This is a genomic window from Bradyrhizobium sp. (assembly GCF_049512235.1).
Taxonomy (GTDB): Bacteria; Pseudomonadota; Alphaproteobacteria; order Rhizobiales; family Xanthobacteraceae; genus Bradyrhizobium.
Genome location: NZ_JBEKXH010000726.1, coordinates 1 through 2,557 on the forward strand (window position 1 = coordinate 1; position 2,557 = coordinate 2,557).

Below are 2,557 nucleotides of genomic sequence, written 5' to 3' on the forward strand. Positions count from 1 at the left end.
GATGGCCGAACAGCACATTGGAGAGCGCGGGCTCCTCGACGAACACGTCGAATGCCGCGCCCGCGACCTGCTTGGACTCCAGCGCATCGACCAGCGCCTGCTCGTCGACCAGCCCGCCGCGCGCGCAATTGATGATGCGCACGCCTTTTTTCATCTTCGCCAAGGCCGAAGCATCGATGATGTTCCTGGTCTTGTCGGTCAGCGGCGTATGCAAAGTGATGAAATCGGCGCGCTTGAACAGTTCGTCGAGTTCGACCTTCTCGACCCCGATATCCCTGGCGCGTTCCGGCGACAGGAACGGATCGAACGCGATCACTTTCATGCGCAGGCCGAGCGCGCGGTCGGCGACGATCGAGCCGATATTGCCGCAACCGATCACGCCCAGCGTCTTGGCGGTGATCTCGACCCCCATGAAGCGGTTCTTTTCCCACTTGCCGGCCTGGGTCGAGGCATCGGCCTGCGGAATTTCCCGCGCCAGTGCCAGCATCAGGCTGATGGCATGTTCGGCCGTGGTGATCGAATTGCCGAACGGCGTATTCATCACGATGACGCCCCTGGCGGTGGCGGCCGGTATCTCGACATTATCGACGCCGATCCCGGCGCGCCCGATCACCTTCAGCCGCGTCGCCTTCGCCAGGATTTTCGCGGTGGCCTTGGTCGCGGAGCGGATCGCCAGTCCGTCATAATTGCCGATGATCTCGGCGAGCTTGTCCTTGTCCTTGCCGAGATTGGGCTGGAAGTCGACCTCGATGCCGCGATCCCTGAAGATCTGCACGGCGGCAGGCGACAGCGCATCGGAAATGAGAACCTTGGGTTTTGTCATTGTGGTTTCCTGAAATAATATTGGCGGTGGGTCGACCAAACCTTTTCCGCTTGGCAACGCCGCGAGCGAAGCGATCTCTTCTCCCTATCCCCGTTCTTACGGGGAGATGGTTGGGGTGAGGGGCAGTTCCGAGCGCGCTGCGGGTTGAAAGAGCCCCTCACCCGGATCGCTGCGCGATCCGACCTCTCCCCGTAAGAACGGAGAGAGGTTTAGCAAGAAACTTCAAGCCGCCTTGGCGAGCTGCGCCTTGGTTTCGGCAAACGCCCAGTCGAGCCACTGCGTCAGGATCGCGACGTCCTTGGCTTCGACCGTCGCCCCGCACCAGATCCGCAGACCCGGCGGCGCGTCGCGATAGGCGCCAAGATCGTAGCCCGCGCCCTCCTTCTCGACCGCGGCGACGAGCTTCTTGGCAAAATCCGCCTGCGCGTCGGGGCTAAGCGCGGTGATCGCGGGATCGACCACCTTCATGCATACCGAGGTATTGGAACGGATGGCCGGGTCCCTTGCCAGGAAGTCGATCCACGGCGTTTTCGCCTTCCAGTCGGCGAGCACCCGGGTGTTGGCGTCGGCGCGCGCGATCAGCGCGTTGAGGCCGCCGACCGACTTCGCCCAGTTCAGCGCATCGAGATAATCTTCCACGCACAGCATCGACGGCGTGTTGATGGTTTCGCCCTCGAAGATGCCGGCGTTGAGCTTGCCGCCCTTGGTCATGCGAAAGATTTTCGGCAGCGGCCATGGTGGCGTGTAGCTCTCGAGCCGCGCCACCGCGCGCGGAGAAAGCACCAGCATGCCGTGCGCGGCCTCGCCCCCCAGTGCCTTTTGCCAGGAGAAGGTCACGACATCGAGCTTGGCCCAGTCCAGCTCTTGCGCGAACGCCGCCGAGGTCGCGTCGCAAATGGTGAGGCCTTCGCGATCAGCGCTGATCCAGTCGGCATTGGGCACGCGCACGCCCGAGGTGGTGCCGTTCCAGGTGAAGACGATGTCGGAGGCCGGATCGGCCTTGCCGAGATCGGGAATATCGCCATAACCGGCATGCAGCCTGGTGACGTCCTTGAGCTTCAATTCCTTGACGACATCGCCGACCCAGCCCTCGCCAAAGGATTCCCAGGCGATCGTGGTCACCGGGCGTGCTCCGAGCAGCGACCACAGTGCCATCTCGACCGCACCGGTGTCGGACGCCGGCACGATGCCGATCCTGTAACCTTCCGGTACTTCAAGCACTTCGCGGGTCAATTCGATCGCGAGCTTGAGTTTGGCCTTGCCGATTTTCGCGCGATGCGAACGGCCAAGCGCAGCATCACCGAGATTTCGTGGATGCCAGCCGGGTCGCTTGGCACAGGGGCCGGATGAAAAATGCGGCACATTGGGCCGCGAGGCGGGCTTCGCTGCAGTCATGATCTATCCTTCCAGATAGCAAGCCTCCCGTTGGGGGGAGGTGTCCCGCCGCGGTGAATAAGGGAATAGCCCGGAATCGTCAAGGAACTTCGGGAGGATCAGGGATGGAATCACAAGCGATTGATGGCGCGGCCTGCTCCGGCAGAGCCTGCTCCGGCAAAGTCTGCGCCGGCAGCACCGGCTCCGAATCCAGCAATTCCTCAGCATCGGTGACCAGCCGCGCCGCCCTGCGCCGGCTGGAAATTTTCAGCACGCTCTCATCGCCGGCTTGCACGACGTATTCGTTACCGATCCGAACGATCGAATAATTTTTCATGTGCCGTCCCCAAGCTGCCCGAG

Annotated in this window: 3 protein-coding genes; all 3 read right to left on the reverse strand. The window is 62.6% G+C overall.

Annotated elements, in window-relative coordinates; all coding sequences use genetic code 11:
* Positions 1–823, reverse strand: an 823-nt coding sequence (locus ABSG20_RS34465; RefSeq protein ID WP_423868899.1) for a hydroxyacid dehydrogenase, incomplete at its 3' end; no start/stop codon positions are given.
* A 222-nt stretch (positions 824–1,045) separates the two neighbouring features.
* Positions 1,046–2,218: a phosphoserine transaminase gene (locus ABSG20_RS34470; RefSeq protein ID WP_423868900.1), complete on the reverse strand. Its 1,173-nt coding sequence runs from the start codon at positions 2,216–2,218 to the stop codon at positions 1,046–1,048.
* A gap of 79 nt (positions 2,219–2,297) precedes the next feature.
* Positions 2,298–2,557: hypothetical protein (locus tag ABSG20_RS34475; protein WP_423868901.1), on the reverse strand; the 260-nt coding region annotated here is incomplete at its 5' end.

Excerpts from the sequence above, each read along its gene's own strand:
- ABSG20_RS34470 (WP_423868900.1), bottom strand. The coding sequence starts at position 2,218 with ATGACTGCAGCGAAGCCCGCCTCGCGGCCCAATGTGCCGCATTTTTCA.